The following is a 17,526-nucleotide window of genomic DNA, read 5'->3' as shown; positions in this document are numbered from 1 at the left end:
AATGGGCGCGGAGTTTACGCGAAGAATCCTTATCTGGCAAGCCCTAATTAGGAAAGAATAAAAAAAGGCCGGAATAACTCGCACATTAGTAGTGTGAGTACTGTCATATGTCAGAATTTTAGGTAAAATTCATTCTATATAACACGTGAGCCTAAAATACAGGCCGGGTACGTAATGGCCCCACAACCAGAGTCTATTATGGATTTAAACGCTATTCGTCAACTGGCTGACACTGATATGCAAGCAGTCAATCAGCTGATCTATAAACAGCTGGAGTCAGATGTCGCCCTGATCAACCAGCTAGGTTTCTACATTATCAATGGTGGTGGTAAACGTCTTCGTCCTTTACTATCCGTCCTCGCCGCTCGCGCCGTCGACTATCAAGGTGAAGCCCACCTTAAGCTTGCCGCGATTATTGAATTTATTCATACCGCTTCATTACTGCACGATGATGTGGTCGATGAATCGACCCTCAGACGCGGCCGCGAAACCGCCAACGCGCTCTTTGGTAATAGCGCCAGTGTATTAGTGGGTGACTTCCTTTATACCCGCTCATTCCAAATGATGACTGAACTCGACAATATGCGAGTATTACGGGTACTAGCCGATACCACCAACGTATTAGCTGAGGGCGAAGTATTACAGCTAATGAACTGTAATGACCCAGATACTACCGAAGAAAGCTATATGCGGGTGATTTACTGTAAGACTGCAAAGCTATTCGAAGCCGCAACCTTACTTGCCGCTGTATTAGCGGGCGCCACACCTGAACAAGAAACGGCGTTGGGCGATTATGGTAAGTATTTAGGTACAGCCTTCCAATTGACCGACGATTTGCTCGACTACACCGCCGACAGTGAAGAGTTAGGTAAAAACATCGGTGATGACCTCGCCGAAGGCAAGCCGACCTTACCGCTGATCTATGCCATTGCCCATGGCACAGAAGAAGAGCAGCAACTCATTCGTCATGCGATTGAGCAAGGTGATGGCACCCATGCGATTGAGAAGATAGTTGCCGCTCTGCATCATTGCGGCGCGCTCACTTATACTCAGCAAAAGGCCATTGAGGAATCAAATAAGGCGATTGCTGCACTTGCGGCATTACCTGACAGTGATTTTAAAACCGCATTAGTCTCACTGGCGAAAATATCAGTAGATCGCAACCACTAAGCTGTTGTGAACAATCAATAAAAAGGCCTTGCTTAGCAAGGCCTTTTTATTTTTAGCATTCTTTACAACATGGAACTTAAACTTGCCATTGGATCGGCGCTTCGCCCCGAGCCATCAGTAGTTGATTCACTTTTGAAAAATGCCCACAACCAAAAAAACCACGATACGCCGATAAAGGAGATGGATGCGGTCCCGATAGAATTTGGTGTTGTGGCGCGTTAATCACAGCACCTTTTTTGATGGCATGACTCCCCCACAGCACGAAGATAATTGGACGTTGCTGCGCATTAAGCAGCTTTAACGCTTCCGTCGTAAAAATTTCCCAGCCCGCATTGGCATGGGAGTGCGCTTGCCCCTGTTCTACCGTGAGGACAGTATTAAGCATCAAAATCCCCTGTTCAGCCCAGGCCGTTAAATCACCATGGTTGGGAATATGGAATCCCGGAATATCGTTAACCAATTCTTTATACATATTGGCAAGCGAAGGCGGCGGTTTAACCCCTCGTTTCACTGAGAAACATAAACCATGGGCTTGATTGGGGCCATGGTAGGGATCTTGACCAATTAACACTACACGCACTTGCTCGAGCGGCGTTGTTTTGAATGCATTAAACACATCCTCTTTCGGAGGATAAATCACTTTGCCCGCTTCTCGCTGTTGATTCACAAATGCGATCAGCTGTTGATAGTAAGGCTGCGTACGTTGATGGTCGATAAATGCTTGCCAAGTCGCCAAAATCAGTTTCTCTTACTTAAGTTACAATGCCGTTAGCTTAAAAGTGATAAGCAACCATGACAAGCTCACTGTACGATTAATTCGCCTGAACTGCTGATAGTTCAAGTTAAAATGCCACCAATTAAGTGCTATAGTGTCGGCACTTATCCCCTATTCATTCAGATAAATGATCCGCGACCGCTTACAAGGCTCAAGTCCACAATCCGCAGGCTTTACCTTAATTGAACTCGTTGTAGTGATTATTGTGCTTGGAATTTTAGCCGTTGTGGCTTTGCCCAAGTTTATCAATGTGCAGCAAGATGCGCAGATAGCTACAGTCAAAGCCGCAGGCGCAGGATTTAAATCCGGTTTAAATTTAGCGCGTTCAGTTTGGGCAGTGAAAGTAGGCTCAGGCCCCAAGGAAGATTTGCCCGTATTTGGCACAGCACAATCTGAACAAGTGGACTTTAATGCTAACGGTTGGCCTGCCCAACACTATATTTATGGCAATGAGGCATCACCTTCATTAGATAATGTGGAAGACTGTGTCTCTGTATGGGAAGTGTTATTCCAAAATGCGCAGCCGAGCGTCTCACGACTCAATATTGATGCCACAGAAACAGACTATAAAGCCAGTTATCTCAACCCTAATCAATGCCGATATTTTTATCGGGCTAACGATAAATTATCCATTTATTACGATTCAAGAACGGGAACCGTCACAACAGACTTAGATCCCAATAGTTAAGAGTTAGCGATTCCTTCCGATCGAAATTAGGATAGAATCGCCCACCAATAAATTATTTTGAGTAAGCGCTATGACAGACACGAGCAACACCACTATTTTTGAACTTGCCGATCAATTTATTGCCTTAGCCAATCAGCTAAGCCAGCAAGAAGGTGATGTAGGCAAAGTAGGTACCGCCCTGCGTTTTGCGGCGGCTCGTTTTAATGCTTTTGAAGCGGCGATTAAATCAGCCGATTTAGGTGCAGAAAAAGACAATGCACTCGACTGGTTTAGCGCAGAATACCGTGAAATGCTGAGTGATAATTTAGACGACCATATCGCCAACCCACCCGTTATGCAGGAAGAACCCGCAGAGATAGATGATTCTGTCCAAATTTTTAAGAACTGATAATCTGCTAAGGGTGAAGTGGCACACTATTTTTTGTGCCACCAAAGCTGCAGTGATCTTCTTATCTTACAGATCACTTTAGGTGAATACATCAGCGCTACACCACAAGACATTTAGGGCTAAATTCAAACTGGATACTGCTGAATTAGTCCCTAATAGAAACCCTAAGCCAGTATCAATATTAGTTTCTATTTACTGTCTCGTTGAGTGAATGCAACGAAAGTCAGTATTTGATATTTAGCGAGCACTAGGGCGTGTGCAACTCAACCTAATGAATATCTATCCCAAACCGCTTTCCACCATACGCAGGCATTGGGTCGTTTTATCATCTCAAAATGAAAAAGCGATAAGCCCTATGGGTTTATCGCTTTTTATTGTCTTGCTTTGACCGCAGTGACGCTAATCCGGCAATGGATTATTTAACGATTTCCATCTCAGCTAAGAGATTGTCGGCACCATCCAAATATTTCATTACCCACAACATATAACGGCTATCGACATGAATAGAGCGGTTAATCTCATTATCAAATGCCCAGCCGCCGATAATGCTTTCATATACACCATCAAACAGCAGACCCACTAATTCGGCGCGGCCGTTTAAGGTAGGTGAACCTGAGTTACCACCAGTGGTATCTAAGGTCGACAGGAAGTTTACAGGCACAGAATCGATGGATTTCATATAGAAATCACCGTATTGCTTCTGTTTAATAAGCTCTAACTGCTTTTTCGGTGCATCGAATGGATCAATTCCCGTGTCTTTTTGCACTATGCCTTCGAGGCGAGTGAATGGCACAGCCACTAAACCATCTTTTGGCGAATAACCTTTTACATGGCCAACCGTAACACGCAGGCTAGAGTTTGCATCGGCGTAAACGGGCTTACCCTGCTCAAGATTATAGGCAATGATGGCATCCATATATTGCGGACGTATTTTCATCATCTCGCCGTCTAATTCTTTTTCTTTCTTCTCTTCGCTCATATTGGTGTCATACATGGCCACCGCAAATTGAATAAAAGGATCCTTAGAGGCTTTAAAATCGTCGACCGATTTTTCCATCCAAGCTAAACGCACATCTTTATTACCGAGTTCGGTTTTTGCGTACATTTTATCTAAGGTTTTAGCAAGCTTAGCTTCGTTAACCTTGTTATCGATACCAAAGGCTTTATCCATCGCAGGTAAACGCTGCGCTTCAGGTAACGCGGCATAACGTTTTAGCATATCTAAGAGTACGGCCTTATCGACACTCGCGGCATAACGGCGATCAATACGTTCCATGCTTGCCTTAAAGCGAGTCATATCACGGTCTTGGAAGCCTGGTTCACGCTGCATATCAGGCAGTTGCTTTTCATGGGCTAAACGGTACAGATTCGTCGCCGTTGGTAACATAGTGGTGCTACTGATGTAGCTTAAAATCATATCCCGTTCTTGGTGCGCTTTGCTCTTAGCAATCAAGGCATCTAATTCGGCTAAGGTTTTACCGTATTTAGCCTCACGGCTGCTGTCTTTAGCGATCCACTCAGCCAGTTTAGCTTCAAGGGCTTTACGATCGGCCAACATAGTCGATTTGCCGTAGAACTCGATCATCGAAGTGAAGTTTTTAGCATAGTTTGCTAAGCCCGCGATTTGGCTCTCATACTTAATCCGCTCGTCACTGCCCTCTGGCGCAGTTGCTTTAATGATTTCAATAAAGCGCTCACGCAGCATTTTGCCTTCGGGATAAGCCCACTCAAACTCATTTTGAACTTCAGTCGCGGTGCGATAACGATTTGTGCGGCCGGGGTAACCCGCTACCATCACAAAGTCACCTTCACTCACGCCTTTAGCAGAGACTTTTAAGAAGCTCTTTGGCTCGTAGGGCACGTTGTCAGCGCTAAATTCTGCGGGTTTACCATTTTTAGACACATAGGCGCGGTAGAAAGAATAGTCGCCCGTATGACGTGGCCACATCCAGTTATCGATATCGCCACCGTATTTACCCACACTACCCGCAGGATTGTAGACTAAACGCACGTCGCGGATTTCTAGCTGTTTAACCAGATAGTATTCCAAGCCACCGTGGAAGCTATACACCTGGCAACGATAGCCTTCGTCTTTTTCACACTCGGCAACGAGAGCTTTCTCTTGGTTTTCAATCCCTTGATAAAACTCACGGCCCGTTTTGTTTTCTAGCCCAGCTTTAACGCGCTCAGTAACATTAGTCACATCTTCAGTCACATATACCCGTGAGCCTGGGGCTGCGGGTAATTCATCAGCAAAGGTTTTAGCTAAAAAACCGTCCTGTAACAGGTTTTTCTCAGCAGTAGAATTGTATTGAATCGAACCATAGGCGCAGTGATGGTTAGTCACCACTAAGCCTTTGGGTGATACAAAAGATGCCGTACAGCCACCAAGGCTTATCACGGCATTCATCGGGAATTCGGTAAGTTTAGAGATTGATTTAGCATCAATTTCTAAGCCTTTCGCTTTGAGTTCATCGGCCATTGCGGGCAATTGATGGGGCTGCCACATACCTTCGTCAGCATGGGAAGCAAAACTCGCCGCCACAGCAACTGAGAGTAACCATTTTTTCATTGTCTTAAGTCCGTTTTGATAAAGAAAGCCGAGCGCTTGCGAGGCTATTTCTACGTATGATGTGAATCACTTACCCGACAGCCAGAAAGTAAAAAGTCAGGCATAGAGCCTGACTTTAGCATATCGCACGCACTTTATAACAGACTCAGAAAAATTCGCTTACAAAGCAAATACATTAACTAAGCACTACAAGTTTAAATGCGCTCAATTGCCGCAGTTTAAAGTGCGACAAATAGCTGAGCACCAATAATGATGGCTCCCAACAGACCTGCAAGTCCAAGGGTAAATGTTCCGCCTGACACTTGGTATCCTTGGGGCACGGCTTGACGTTGACGTAGCGCCATCACAATCGGCAGAAAAATAATCATCACCACCAGCGGCACCGCAGCAAAGCCTAATACGGCAACAAAGCCTTCGGGCACATAGAGCGCGCATAACAATGGCGGCACAAAGGTTAATAACCAGGTTTGCGTCCGCCCCAAAAAGGTCTTCTTAGCGCGGGTGAGTTCTGCCACAAAATCATACAAACTTAAGGTCACCCCGAGGAAAGAGGTAATTAAAGCTAAATCCGCGAATAGCGAAATACATTTACTGATCCAAGGCGTATGGGCAATCTCTTGTAACGCACTGATAAGCGCTGGCAAAGAACCATTAAAGCCACTGATTTCATTGCCCCCCACAGTGCCTAAGGTCACTAACAACCAAAAGATATAACAGGCAAGCGGAATCGTTGAACCTATTAACAATACCTTACGCAGCGAGGCGGCATCACCATCTAAATAACGCACTAAGGTTGCAATACACACGTGAAAACCAAAGGAGGTAAATACCACAGGGATCGCCGCCATCCAACTGCTGGTCAAGGATTGCGCTATCGCATTGGTTGCCATACTGGAAATACTGACTTCAGGTAATAAAAACAGCACGACAACAATCAGCAATAAAATCATCAATGAGAACAAAAAGCGCGACACTTTATCGACCCAAGCCACGCCTAATGCCGCAAACCCGCCCAGTACTAAGGTGAATAACACCACCGCAAGTTGGTTATCTAACACGATATCAAACATATTTTGCGCTTTGAGCACTAATAGCGATGAGCCTCCTGTTAGATACGCCGCCGTTAAGGCAAAGAGTAAGCTAAGGAACGATGCGCCTTGCACCATTTGGCCTTTCTTACCGAGTAATTTGCCAGTAATCGCATGGACATTATCGCCCACGCCAGAACGAAGATTAATCTCAAGCATTAACAATGAGGTATAGGCTGACAGCCCCCAAATCACTACCATCAACAAAATAGCAGGTACCATACCTAAGGCCGCCGTAGCGAGCGGTAAGGCTAACATTCCCGCGCCAATGGCGGTTCCCGCGACGATGGCTATCGAGCCTAACATTTTTGAATTCACACAATTATCCTGTTCAAGTATTAATTATTTTTTTAAGGTTTTTGAGTAGATTTGAAGGATAAAGCCTTGCGCACTCTGTGATTAAGCCAACAGCAATCTCAAACGAAAAGCGTCACTAAACTTAAAGCATCCAATCCGATCTCAATAGAGCAGATCAATTGGCCCCAATAGCTATTGAATATTTCAACCCAGTAGCCATTGAGGCTAACTAAATCGTTTGCAGAAAAGTGACATTAATTTCAATCGTGATTGCCTTAGCAAAACAGCGACAACGCGCGTAATAGAAGATAGCTAGGGACATTAACAGAGCCAATCCCAGTGGGCAAGCCAGTTGTGAACAAAGATAGAAGGCGCGCCTAATGGTAACAACTCAATAGCGCAGTGATAAACGAAAACATACAAACCAACAAAATCGCTACCTTTGTGAAAATACGCCAAATGCGCGATTAAAATCATCGTAAGGTTAATTTGGCCTTTGCAACATCACAAACGCGCTGATAATGGACTTAAACACCTTCCATATGCTTAAGTCCATTCCGTTGAATTTAACAATCACTCAAAATGTTAAATTACAGCTCAGTCCAAGCCATGGTCCAAGAGCTACCTACGCCTGGTTCAAAACCCGTTGCAGTTGGTGACCATTGCACACAATAGCCACTGTAGGGCCAAGGTTTACATTGATAGACTTTACCAGTTTTAGGTTGTAGCACTTTAGTGCCCGCAGCATAGCTTTTTATCCCCTCAGGGAAGATAAAGTCAGCATCCGGTGCAGTGGCTTGATCTTTTAGGAAAAGATCAAAGTTTTGCTGGATAACTTCACCTTGTTTAGGCTCAGCTTTCACTTGTAAATGATAATGTCCTGCCTTAGGGGCAACGACATCCAACACAAAACTCGCGCTGGTATTGTTTACCGCCTGCGTCACATAACCTGCTGCGGTGCCATCGTGGCTAAATAAATAGGCCGAAACCTGCATATCCGCATTGGTGCTCACATCAAAACTGACCTGCGCGGCACCATCAACAATGGTGTAATCATCGGCCAAGGAGGTGACATTAAGCTGATTTCCCGGTGCTGGCGCAATATCAAAGCTCACTTCCACTCGCTCTAAGCCCGACTTAGGCGCGGCAAAAATCTCATTTTTGCCATACACAGGTGAAATCACACCAGCCGCATTCTTCTGCCCAGCTTTAAGTTGTGGCTGCTGAGCATTAATGGCACTGGCTAACAGGAATGGCCAATTTTGCTTAGCACCTTGGGTGGCATCGGCAATGGTTATCTGAGTTTGCTTGGCAGTTTGCTCGCCGTTGGCGTCAAACACCCGCGTCATCACCTTATCACCCGCTTTAAGATCGAGTGACGGATTAATATCACCAATATCGGTCCACTCGCCCGGCACCACAGCGCCTGAGCTCAAGTTCACATCGATGGCATTGTAGAAGCTGTTGGTGGTGTCACCCACTTCCCACACGGCCAAGATAACGTGATAACCCGTTCTATCTTCAGGCACATAACAATTATGAGTCACTAGCTTTGGCGGTTGCACCATGCCACCGTCGATCACACAAAAGGGGGCTAAGTCAAAGCTTGCGCGGCTCAGAGCTTGATTTTGATCCCAGCCTTGACGAGTTAAATAGTAGCGCCAATTGCGGGTAACGTGGTTAGCAGTAAACTGCCAAGAAAAGTCATTCCAACCCGCTTTGATATCGCGCTTAGACCAACGACTTGGGCTCTGTTCATCCAAAGGAGAAAATGCCCCATTTGCCGCACTAGCAATTTTACCGTCAGCAGGGCCAGACTCAGGGAATCCAGAAGGACCTTCAACACTTTGCGGCTCCCACTGAATGGCGCCACAGTTGACGTTGCTGCCCGATTTACAGGCGTAGGAGCGAGACTCTGGTGATATAACATAACCATGAGCCGATGCCGTTTGGCTCAGCAACGAACTTCCGGCAGTCAAGGCTAATGCTACTAGGCTTAACTGAGTAAGCTTAGGAATTGCAAATTTAGGGACAGTTGATTGAGAAAAAGCAGTCAGATGTTCCACTTTAATGTACTCCGTAGGGGCCATTCAATAAAAGATTGGCATTGGTATAAAAGTGGTATTTAGGCAAAACAGCATTAAGCAAAGCCGTTTATTTTTTAAAGAATTCAATATATTCGCTGAATTCTACAGCAACCCCGCTATCTTAGTTAACATCCTTTTACAACCTTAGACCGGAGGCTTTGCGTCCTAATTTTTCAATTAGTTTGCCCAATACGGTGGATCTCAATTGATTAAGTTAACAGGATGTAACTCAAAGACTGAGATGCGGCTAAACTAACAACAAAAGACAACGTTGTCAAAAATTAAATTATTACAATTCAATGAATTACAGAATGTGGATCGGTATTTTTTTGGCACCTGCCAGATTTTATGCTTTTAATCTTGATAAGTTTAACCTTGAAACGGATCGCGACTTGGGTATAATGCCCACCTCGCTTCGGGGGAGTAGCTAACTGGATTTTGAGTCATCAATATCTAGGGTGAGCATCAACATACTTGGCCACATGCCATGGTGTTCACAGCAAATCATCGATTTGTCTTGCAAGACCTGAGCACAATAACCGCACCTAGGGGTGGACGGTCTATTGTGCTTATGTCAAAAACCACCCCTAAAAGGATCACACTTGGAAGCGTTACTCGCCTCAACCTTTACGGTTGCTATCGCCGAGATTGGCGATAAAACTCAACTGCTTGCCCTCTTACTCGCTGCAAGATTTAAAAATAAAACCGCGATCATTATGGGGATTTTACTCTCAACCCTGTTTAACCATTTTGCCGCCGCATGGCTTGGACAATGGGCCATTAACTGGGTGAGTCCTGATGTAGCGCGTTACTTGGTTGCCGCCTCCTTCTTCGCGATTGCCCTTTGGGTGTTAATCCCCGATAAAGTGGACGCTGAAGAAAGCCGTTTCTATAAAATGGGCCCCTTTGTCGCAACCTTTATTCTGTTCTTTATTGCCGAAATGGGCGATAAAACCCAGATCGCGACTGTCGTGTTAGCCGCAAAATACGATGCCTTAGCCATGGTGGTTGCAGGTACCACTTTGGGTATGTTGCTGGCGAACGTGCCAGTGGTGATTGCGGGCCATTTTAGTGCCGAAAAATTACCGATGAAGTGGATCCACAGGGGCTGCGCGATTTTGTTTGCCCTACTTGGGGTCGCAACCTTAATCTATTAATTCAACTAATTAATTGAATTTTAAATAATTAAAAGGCCTGTGATATCACAGGCCTTTGCTATGGGTTAGTAGATTAACTTATAGCCCTAATGCGGTTTGGATCCGTTGACCGTAATCAGCATCAGCTTTTTGGAAATGTGCCAGCATACGTTGCTGTACATCTAAACTCGCTTGACGCAGTGAGCCTGAAATGGTTTCCACTAAGCGGGCTTTTTCATCTTCGCTGAAGATGCGGTACAAATTACCGGCTTGGGTGTAATCATCCTGATTGTATCGGCTGTAACGCGCCGCTTCGCCATCTAAACGCAGTGGTGGCTCAGCAAAGTTTGCTGGTTCTACCAAGGCGCCCGCAGTGCTATTAGGGCCATAGTTTGCTGAAGCATCGCCACCTGTTTGACTGCCATGATAAGGACATTGAGTTCCTGCCATTGCGCCTGCACGTTGATGATGATTGGCTTTAGCCGCATGTGGACAGTTTACTGGCAATTGGTTGTAATTCGCGCCAATACGATAACGCTGTGCATCGGCATAGGCGAACAAACGTGCCTGTAACATTTTATCAGGTGATGCGCCTACACCAGGCACTAAGTTACTCGGTGCTAAGGCCACTTGCTCGACTTCCGCAAAGTAGTTTTGCGGTAAACGGTTTAGCTCTAACACACCGATTTCAATTAATGGGTAATCACCATGTGGCCAAACCTTAGTTAAATCAAATGGGTTGATATGGTAAGTGTTGGCATCAGCCTCAGGCATAATCTGCACATTCACCGTCCAACGTGGGAAATTGCCATCGGTGATCGCCACCACCATATCGCGTTGCGATGAATCAGGGTCAATCCCTTTTAACTTATCAGCCTGTTCATTAGTTAAGTTCACTACGCCTTGCTGCGATTTAAAGTGAAACTTCACCCAGAAACGCTCACCTTTAGCATTCCAGAACGAGAAAGTATGCGAACCATAGCCGTGCATTTGGCGATAGTTTGCCGGAATACCGCGGTCTGACATCAAAATCGTCACCTGATGCATGGCTTCAGGGTTTAATGACCAGAAGTCCCACATCGCTTGTGGATCTTTAAGGTTGGTCAATGGGTTGCGCTTTTGGGTATGGATAAAATCTGGGAACTTAATGCCATCACGCAGGAAGAAAGTCGGCGTATTGTTACCCACTATGTCGTGATTACCACGAGCAGTATAGAAGCGCAGACCAAAACCACGGGGGTCACGCTCTGCATCGGCAGAGCCCATTTCACCGCCAACGGTTGAGAAACGCACGAAGGTTTCAGTTTGCTTACCCACACCATTGAAATGGTCGGCAATGGTGTAATCACTCAAGTCTTTGGTCAGAGTGAAAGTCCCGTATACACCAGTACCTTTAGCATGAACTACACGCTCAGGAATACGCTCACGGTTAAAATGAGCAAGCTTTTCAATTAAATGCCAATCTTGTAGGAGTAAAGGGCCACGCTCACCCGCTGACAACGAGTTTTGATCGTCTGCAATAGGGGAACCGCTCTGGCTGGTTAAATACTGTTGACTCATATCTTGCTCCTTAGTCTTTTTTAGTGTGAATCCAAGATTCAATTAAATCGAAAATAGTAGCCATGGCTTATCTCCTTGGCAGGCGACGTGTTGTCGATGGAGCTAGAATAGAGAAAAGACAAAATCCAATAAAGCGATTAATACAGATTTAAACAATCTATTTTAAAGATTAAAACTAAGAAATACTCACTGTCATCACTTAAGTGCAGACAGTATTATTGTTTAATATCTGGAGAGTAAAACCCATTAAAGGGTATACCCGACTGATGGAAGATATGAGTTTTTACACTGAGGACTAAAATTAAAGGTTTGAAAAATAAGCAGATTGGTTAGGACTTGCATCGAAACCAACCTCCAAACTTACTTTTGGCTTAGCTGCTCACGGTAGATAACAACAAGATAATAAGCATCGATGAGTACAATAAAAAAGTTAACCGCTGCAACAGGATAAGCCTGTATCGCCATCCCATAAGCAACAAACAGTGCCGCCCCAAGCAAATTCAACCAACGTAACTTCTTGATGTTTGACATCATCAAAGAGATAGCTACTACCACAGACGCCAAATAACCAACCCATTCCCAAATCATTGCACTATCCATATTAAAACCTTATTTATCGATTTATACATTGAAACAGGTTGGTTAATCTGCATTAGCGTTTAACTACCGCTGCTGTCATCCGTGAGATACAGGTCAACTCCCCTGCACTATTATGGATTAAGATTTCCCATACCGAGCTGCGTTTCCCCAGATGAATGGGTTTTGCCGTTGCGGTTAGCACGCCATTACGTGAAGCACGTAAATGGTTGGCGTTAATCTCTTGTCCAACACAATAATATTGCTCGAAATCCACCGCAAAGTTTGCCGCATAACTGGCAACCGTTTCGGCTAAGGCAACGTTCGCGCCCCCATGGACAATGCCTAAGGGATTATGTACAGCGGGCGTGGCAGGCATAGTCGCCTTCATATAGTCATCGCCAATCTCGCTGATCTCAATCCCTAGGGTCTGCATCAAGGTGCCTTTGCCCCCCATACCAGCATCTAAACGGGCACAATCCTCTAAGCTTACCGGCCTAAACCAAATACTCATTTCAACATCCTAGTAAAGAAAACCAGCTAGCAGTTTACTAAGAAGTGACTGAAGTTCAACACATAAGGCATCGCTTAACCAGTTCTGTACGGCAAGGAAACGCTACGACTAAGTTAACCAATGTTTTGTGACAGCCAAACGGCTAAACCAAACTAAGAAAATCCCCCAAAGGATCACTACACTTGGCATCACAAGAGCATCAGTACCCAATACCGCTGCCGCCAGCTGAATCCCAAATACATAACCCATCTGCACCAATACCGCCACCAGTGACGCGAGCAACACTTTATAAGAGAAGGCTTTTTTAATCAGTAGAAACAGACAACCGATAACGCCAGAAACCACCGCAAAACCAAACACAAAGTTGAGCCAAGCGGGTGTCGATTCATAGAGTTTAATCTGATCAGGACTCATCTGCGCCATGGCGTCTGGCGTCATAGTCATTTGAATAACAAAGGCCAATAATCCCATGATATTCCAAAGCAAACTAACGACTGCGATAACGTAAAACCACAATGGCGCCTTGGTAACACCAATGGAATGCTTGGGTGTACTCACAACCATCTTTTTCTCCGTTGGGCTCAAGACTCATTCCCATGAAATACGATGAAAACACAATAAAACCAGCTCAATAAAAAGGGATGGTAAAACCATCCCTTAGCTCTGAGTTTAGCTCACAAAATAAGTTGTGAGCGTATTAACACGTATTTAACGGCGACGGCGCTGTAATCCAAATAGTGATAACAAGGCTAAGCCTAAGTAACCTAGTGCTCCACCATCATCCTTAGGCTTTGGCTCAGGTTTTGGTGGCTCAACAGGTGCTGGATAGCTTAATGCAACTATCACAGGGTCATGGTCTGAAGCAGAAAACGCATTTTCAGATTTTACGAGATTACCTGAGAATTTTTTGCCGTATTCGAACAGGGTAGACTCCACAGAGTTGATATGCCAATCTTCAATATCCACTAAACGCTTGGCGAGACTAGTGTTTGCCAAGGCATGGTCAAGGTTGCCTAACTCACCATTGTAGCTGTATGAGTAAGTGCCAGTACCGTGAGCTTTAGTATTGAGATTGATAAGACCATAACCTTTCTCAATCTTGCTGCCTTGGCGTTCAAACACTTTGCCATTTAAGGTTGTCCAAGAGGCGGTCATGATTGCACGATCAGACTTGCTCGCATCGTAGTCGGTCAATACACGGATAGGATCTTCCATACCGTAGGCATTCATATCACCGATAACCAGTAAATCGCCTTTTACGTCTTTCAACGCTTCACCGATCACTTTAGCTGCTGACACGCGGAAAGCATTACACTTACCCTGTTGATCCGCAGGATCAACAGACTCTTCGAAGTTAACCCAATCCTCCAAACAGCCTGAGCCTTTTGATTTCAGATGGTTAACAACAACGGTTAGATTTTCATTATGGATCTTAAAGGTTTGCGCTAAGCTGTGGCGTTGGTAAGCATCGTTACCTGGGTTAGTCTCAGTCTTACCCTCTTTAATGCGAGTCACACTGCCTGCACTCGCATGTTGCTCTGGGGTATCAATAGTGCGAGCAGCACCTGCAAGGCTTACTTTACCCGCACGGTACAGCATACCAACGGTAATCGCATCGCTACCGAAGTACTTACCGTCGTATTTATCTTCATCGACGATTTCAATATAGCTGTAAGCATTTTCAGCAGTTTGCTTCTCGTTTAAGGCATCGACTAAGTTCTTAATCGCGCTCTTTTCGCCAAAACCGTTGTTAGCAATTTCCATCAAGCCAACGATATCGGCATTCATGGCTGTAATGGCACTAACGATTTTCGCACGTTGTAACAGCATTTCTTCTTCGGTCAATGCGCCGCGGTTGCCACCCGATGGATTAGTATCACCACCCACAACATCATTGAAGAAGTTCAGTACGTTAAAGCTGGCCACACGGATATCACCTTTAGTCGCCACACTTGGTGCATCTGTTCTATCATCGCCGCGGATAAAATCGCCAGCAGTAATAGTGTTCGTAGCCACTAAACGGTAAGCCCCGTAGCTATAACCAATCACCCCTTGCAGATTGGTCAATTGATCACCGACGCGGATATAACCTGTTTCAGCATTAAAGTCAGGGAAGTAAGGAATTACACCGTCAGCAGGTTTGTAATCGGATTCGATAAACAGCTGATTTTCTAGGTTAGATTTAACTAATGCCGTTGCCTCAGGAGAAAGCGCTGGGTATAACTGGGTTGGCTTCATCAAGGGTTCTTTGTAAGACACCAACATGTTATTACGCTTGCCCGCATAGTCGAAGCTAAAGGTGCGGCTGATCTTCAGATCACTGCCAGCATCTAATAGCACGTTCATGCCTTCATAACGCTCTAAAGCCTGTGCTAGAGTTTCTCCCTCGGCAACATAGAAAGGCGCTGCGACAGGAACTTCCCCCTTCGCGCCCACTTCAAATTTTTTATCGGTTTTAATATCAATTTGGGTTAGACCGAAGTATTCCTTGACCTTACCCTGAACACAGATTTCAACCCCAGGTTGGATCGCTGCTGGCGGTGTTTCACCTAAAAAGACAAATACACCATCGGAAGTATATGGCGAGTTATCACCCTTCACTTCTTGCAAATAAAAACCTTTGAACAAACTCTCGCCACGGGCAGTCACCACCCCGCGAACCGTCACTTCACTTTCAGACTCAAATGCACCTTGAGGAACATAAGGGCTAGATTCGCCAGCACCTTGTACTTGATAAATAGGAACAATTTTCGCGCCACTGCAACTAAATACAGGTGTTTCTGGTGCGGTTGGCGTATTCAGAGAACCAAGACCAGTGAAAGTATCTTTAGGTAATTGTTCCCACTGGGCAGCATTAAAGACGGTATTTGCGACTAATGAGTCTAGTTTACGCTTAAGGGTAACATCGAGTCCCCAACCGACTGGCGTTGGCACATCACCAATAATATCAACCACGGCGCCATCTTTAACCAAAGCGACAGCATCACCGCCGTTAAAGCTTAAGCTACCAGAATAACTATCGACGCCTTGTGGCAGGGTAATAACACCGCTTGAATTGAGAATCACTTTAGTGGCTTTAGGCGCAATGCTCTGGCCATCTAATACTTGCATATCTGACGCATCTGTTGCGCCATCTTTATAACGAACGAGCTTATAACCTGTGAGATCAATTGCCGCATCACCGCTGTTATACAATTCGATAGCTTTGTTATTAGAGCTACCTTCAACATACTCAGTGATTATGACATCAGCACTTGCCATCATAGGCAACGCCGCGGCTACAGCTAAAGAAATAGCCGTCAACTTATTAACATTTTCCATATCAACAACCCCATTATTATAATATTGCCGCTAATTTTTATTAACGTGCGGGCGGATTATTCCAGACTTGTAGGGCTAAAAAAAGGGGGCAAGATCTCACTATGCATGCATAACATATTGATGGAAATGTAATTTTACAGAGTAAATTGTCTTACATTCAGAACAGTGCCATAACACAAAATTATTAAACAGCGATAAAACAATAAGTAAGAAAAAGACATCCAGTCCCCCTAGTTAACCTAAGTGAACAAATAATAATCGCAAAAAAAATATGATATTTTTATGATATTTTTAAACATGCCATTCTGAATAAGCGTATTAAATTTGTTGCTTTAAATATGCGTTATTCATTTAAAACTTAATCAGTCTTCCATCGTTCTAAAATAATCGCTTATTGATACGGCAATACCTTGTTATTCAAATAACAAAATAAAACACTAATAAAGCTAAATAGCCTGTTACAACTCGGTTTACTAATGAATTAAAACAAAAGTAGGATTTAACAGCATAAAAAAATACCGCCCAAAGGCGGTATTTTTATAAAAGCATACTGTAACTAAAAATTACTTCTTAGCGGGTTCAGCAGCAGGTGCAGCTTGTGCTTTCTCAATTGATTTCAACTCAACTTCAAAAATCAGCGTTGAGTTTGGTGGAATCGTTCCAGTATCACGTTCACCGTAAGCTAAGTTTGCAGGGATAACAAACTTGTACTTAGCACCAACAGGCATTAACTGTACGCCTTCGGTCCAACCAGGAATAACACGATTCAATGGAAATTTAGCCGTTTCACCACGTTTGTAAGAGCTATCAAACTCTTTGCCATCAATCAGAGTACCTACGTAATCTACTTCAACCGTGTCTTCAGCCGCTGGCTTTTCACCTGAACCAGGAGTGAGTACTTCGTATTGCAAGCCCGATTCAGTTGTGACTACGCCTGGCTTAGCTTTGTTTTCTTCAAGGAACTTTTTGCTATCCTCGAGATTTTTCGCCGCAATGGCTTTAGCTTGTTCTGTACGCTTGTCATTTAATTTTTTGTCTAAACTTTGAAGAATGGTTTGCATTTCTTCTTCAGTTAACTTCAGCTGATCATTCAAACCATTAGTAAAACCTGTCACGATCAGCGTGCGGTCAACTGGTAGGCCTAATTCTTCTTGCTCTTTAATATGACCAGACATATAACGACCGATTGAAGCACCCACACTGTAGGCTTCTTTTTGTGCTTCTGTCGTTAATTCAACATTTGTGCTTGCATTTGTTGCTTTTTCTTCTTGATTACAAGCAGATAGGCCAATAACAGCCAATGCAACTAACGATAATTTATAAATCGATTTCATTAAAGCTTCCTCAGCATCCT

14 protein-coding genes and 1 riboswitch are annotated in these 17,526 nt (G+C 44.5%); of the genes, 4 read left to right on the top strand and 10 right to left on the bottom strand.

Translation table 11 applies throughout. The features are described from left to right. Nucleotides 1-198 precede the first annotated feature (198 nt). Nucleotides 199-1,170 (top strand): octaprenyl diphosphate synthase, encoded by a 972-nt coding sequence (ispB, locus tag IEY09_RS01535; RefSeq protein ID WP_037421455.1) that lies wholly within the window; start codon nt 199-201, stop codon nt 1,168-1,170. A gap of 76 nt (nt 1,171-1,246) precedes the next feature. Here ispB and ung read toward each other — a convergent pair whose 3' ends face one another. After that, entirely contained in the window at nt 1,247-1,912 is a 666-nt protein-coding gene (ung, locus tag IEY09_RS01530; RefSeq protein ID WP_086023977.1) for a uracil-DNA glycosylase, read from the bottom strand. A 160-nt stretch (nt 1,913-2,072) separates the two neighbouring features. Between ung and IEY09_RS01525 the strand changes: the two genes are divergently transcribed. After that, nucleotides 2,073-2,633 carry a pilus assembly FimT family protein gene (locus IEY09_RS01525; protein ID WP_037421445.1) on the top strand — a complete coding sequence of 187 codons (561 nt, stop codon included), beginning with the start codon at nt 2,073-2,075 and terminating at the stop codon, nt 2,631-2,633. A 70-nt stretch (nt 2,634-2,703) separates the two neighbouring features. Further along, nucleotides 2,704-3,021, top strand: a complete 318-nt coding sequence (locus tag IEY09_RS01520; RefSeq protein WP_037421448.1) for a DUF3144 domain-containing protein — start codon at nt 2,704-2,706, stop codon at nt 3,019-3,021. A 415-nt stretch (nt 3,022-3,436) separates the two neighbouring features. Here the strand turns inward: IEY09_RS01520 and IEY09_RS01515 are convergent, their stop codons facing one another. The 3 genes from IEY09_RS01515 to gbpA form a co-directional block, all read right to left on the bottom strand. Then, entirely contained in the window at nt 3,437-5,593 is a 2,157-nt protein-coding gene (locus IEY09_RS01515) for a S46 family peptidase (protein ID WP_037414864.1), read from the bottom strand. A 218-nt stretch (nt 5,594-5,811) separates the two neighbouring features. Further along, on the bottom strand, nt 5,812-6,987 hold the full coding sequence (locus tag IEY09_RS01510; protein ID WP_188869586.1) for an aromatic amino acid transport family protein: 1,176 nt from the start codon (nt 6,985-6,987) through the stop codon (nt 5,812-5,814). 581 nt (nt 6,988-7,568) lie between these two features. Further along, complete coding sequence (gene gbpA, locus IEY09_RS01505) at nt 7,569-9,044, bottom strand: N-acetylglucosamine-binding protein GbpA (protein WP_188869563.1); 1,476 nt, start codon at nt 9,042-9,044, stop codon at nt 7,569-7,571. Between the two features lie 124 nt (nt 9,045-9,168). After that, nucleotides 9,169-9,262: riboswitch (cyclic di-GMP riboswitch) on the bottom strand. 405 nt (nt 9,263-9,667) lie between these two features. On the opposite strand from gbpA, the gene IEY09_RS01500 reads away from it, so the two are divergent. Continuing rightward, nucleotides 9,668-10,222: a TMEM165/GDT1 family protein gene (locus tag IEY09_RS01500; RefSeq protein WP_037414866.1), complete on the top strand. Its 555-nt coding sequence runs from the start codon at nt 9,668-9,670 to the stop codon at nt 10,220-10,222. Between the two features lie 78 nt (nt 10,223-10,300). On the opposite strand, the gene katB is transcribed toward IEY09_RS01500, so the two are convergent. The 6 genes from katB to fkpA all read right to left on the bottom strand — a co-directional run bounded on the left by katB (nt 10,301) and on the right by fkpA (nt 17,506). Further along, on the bottom strand, nt 10,301-11,761 hold the full coding sequence (gene katB, locus IEY09_RS01495; RefSeq protein WP_037414869.1) for a catalase KatB: 1,461 nt from the start codon (nt 11,759-11,761) through the stop codon (nt 10,301-10,303). A gap of 360 nt (nt 11,762-12,121) precedes the next feature. Further along, nucleotides 12,122-12,361, bottom strand: coding sequence for a YgjV family protein (locus tag IEY09_RS01490; protein ID WP_037414872.1), 240 nt, complete (start codon nt 12,359-12,361; stop codon nt 12,122-12,124). 52 nt (nt 12,362-12,413) lie between these two features. Next, nucleotides 12,414-12,851, bottom strand: a complete 438-nt coding sequence (locus IEY09_RS01485) for a PaaI family thioesterase (protein WP_037414875.1) — start codon at nt 12,849-12,851, stop codon at nt 12,414-12,416. 108 nt (nt 12,852-12,959) lie between these two features. After that, the gene (locus IEY09_RS01480) at nt 12,960-13,415 is read right to left on the bottom strand and encodes a hypothetical protein (RefSeq protein ID WP_037414879.1); all 456 of its coding nucleotides are present in this window, start codon (nt 13,413-13,415) and stop codon (nt 12,960-12,962) included. Between the two features lie 144 nt (nt 13,416-13,559). Then, the gene (gene exeM, locus IEY09_RS01475; RefSeq protein WP_188869561.1) at nt 13,560-16,172 is read right to left on the bottom strand and encodes an extracellular exonuclease ExeM; all 2,613 of its coding nucleotides are present in this window, start codon (nt 16,170-16,172) and stop codon (nt 13,560-13,562) included. Between the two features lie 563 nt (nt 16,173-16,735). After that, nucleotides 16,736-17,506 (bottom strand): FKBP-type peptidyl-prolyl cis-trans isomerase, encoded by a 771-nt coding sequence (gene fkpA, locus IEY09_RS01470; protein WP_037414884.1) that lies wholly within the window; start codon nt 17,504-17,506, stop codon nt 16,736-16,738. Between the last annotated feature and the right edge of the window lie 20 nt (nt 17,507-17,526).

Origin of the sequence: Shewanella xiamenensis (assembly GCF_014647135.1) — a bacterium.
GTDB classification, from domain to species: Bacteria; Pseudomonadota; Gammaproteobacteria; order Enterobacterales; family Shewanellaceae; genus Shewanella; species Shewanella xiamenensis.
The sequence above is the reverse complement of the archived record's forward strand: the minus strand, read 5'-3'. Positions and strand labels throughout refer to the sequence as shown.

What these genes read in the sequence shown, in the direction of transcription:
- ispB (WP_037421455.1), top strand. Translation starts at nt 199, where the DNA reads ATGGATTTAAACGCTATTCGTCAACTGGCTGACACTGATATGCAAGCA.
- IEY09_RS01525 (WP_037421445.1), top strand. Translation starts at nt 2,073, where the DNA reads ATGATCCGCGACCGCTTACAAGGCTCAAGTCCACAATCCGCAGGCTTT.
- IEY09_RS01520 (WP_037421448.1), top strand. Translation starts at nt 2,704, where the DNA reads ATGACAGACACGAGCAACACCACTATTTTTGAACTTGCCGATCAATTT.
- IEY09_RS01515 (WP_037414864.1), bottom strand. Translation starts at nt 5,593, where the DNA reads ATGAAAAAATGGTTACTCTCAGTTGCTGTGGCGGCGAGTTTTGCTTCC.
- IEY09_RS01510 (WP_188869586.1), bottom strand. Translation starts at nt 6,987, where the DNA reads ATGTTAGGCTCGATAGCCATCGTCGCGGGAACCGCCATTGGCGCGGGA.
- katB (WP_037414869.1), bottom strand. Translation starts at nt 11,761, where the DNA reads ATGAGTCAACAGTATTTAACCAGCCAGAGCGGTTCCCCTATTGCAGAC.
- IEY09_RS01490 (WP_037414872.1), bottom strand. Translation starts at nt 12,361, where the DNA reads ATGGATAGTGCAATGATTTGGGAATGGGTTGGTTATTTGGCGTCTGTG.
- IEY09_RS01485 (WP_037414875.1), bottom strand. Translation starts at nt 12,851, where the DNA reads ATGAGTATTTGGTTTAGGCCGGTAAGCTTAGAGGATTGTGCCCGTTTA.
- IEY09_RS01480 (WP_037414879.1), bottom strand. Translation starts at nt 13,415, where the DNA reads ATGGTTGTGAGTACACCCAAGCATTCCATTGGTGTTACCAAGGCGCCA.
- exeM (WP_188869561.1), bottom strand. Translation starts at nt 16,172, where the DNA reads ATGGAAAATGTTAATAAGTTGACGGCTATTTCTTTAGCTGTAGCCGCG.
- fkpA (WP_037414884.1), bottom strand. Translation starts at nt 17,506, where the DNA reads ATGAAATCGATTTATAAATTATCGTTAGTTGCATTGGCTGTTATTGGC.